Genomic DNA, 1016 nt, shown 5'->3' with positions numbered 1-1016 from the left:
GGTCAAGTCCTGGGAAGTGGTGTACCTCCCTTCCGCTGAAACAATGCGCGTGACACCAGATCAGGGACCGTCACGGGCCTGATACCGCCTCAGGCTCATGCCGCCTCCTGCACCCGGTCGTCTCCGTCGACATCGATGATGTTGGTACCCATCACCGTCCGGGTCTGCTCCAGACTCGTCAGCGACATGTACCGCTTCTGCTGGATCCAGTCATCATGCTGCTCGGCGAGCACCGCCCCGACCAGACGGACCACCGCATCGCGGTTGGGGAAGATCCCCACGACATCGGTACGCCGGCGAATCTCACGGTTCAGCCGCTCGGTCGGGTTGTTGGACCAGACTTTGGTCCACACCGCCTTCGGCGCGGTTGTGAACGCCAGCAGCTCGTCGAGCGCTTCCTCCAGGTAGTCGGCGACATGCGGGAACTTCTGCTGACAGAACGCGACGACCTCACGGGCCTGGTCCCACACCGCGGCCGTGTCGGGTTGCTGGAAGATCGTCTGGAACATCGCCGACAACGTCGGCCACTGGGTCTTCGACACCATGGACGACAGATTCTTGGCGAAATGTGTCCGACAGCGCTGCCATGACGCGTTCGGCAGGACCTCGCCGATCGCGTGCTGGATGCCCAGGTGAGCGTCACTGGTGACCAGGAAGACCTGTTCCAGTCCGCGGGCCTTCAGGTCGCGGAAGAATCCGGTCCAGGACGCCACGGACTCTGCCGTGGCGACCTGCATGCCGAGCAGTTCGCGGTAGCCTTCCGCGTTGACTCCGCAGGCCAACAGGACCGAGGTTTTCACGACCCGGCCACCTTCACGGACTTTCATTGTCAGCGCGTCGCAGGATACGTACAGGTATGGTCCGCCGTCGAGTGGGCGGTGGCGGAAGTCCTCGACCATGGAGTCGAGGTCCTTAGCCATCTCGGACACCTGGGATTTCGACAGGTTGGTGATCCCCAGGCTGGCGACCAGGTCGTTCATCGAAGCGGGTGGACACGCCTTTGAGGTAGCAGGTGG

General features: G+C 63.0%; 1 pseudogene. It reads right to left on the bottom strand.

Annotation, left to right across the window (positions count from 1 at the left end):
* Positions 1-95 precede the first annotated feature (95 nt).
* Positions 96-1016, bottom strand: a pseudogene (locus CVA01_RS14750) (IS256 family transposase); the annotation flags it as partial.

Source organism: Corynebacterium variabile, assembly GCF_006539825.1.
Classification (GTDB): Bacteria; Actinomycetota; Actinomycetes; order Mycobacteriales; family Mycobacteriaceae; genus Corynebacterium; species Corynebacterium variabile.
This window is presented reverse-complemented; position numbering and strand designations above follow the sequence as displayed.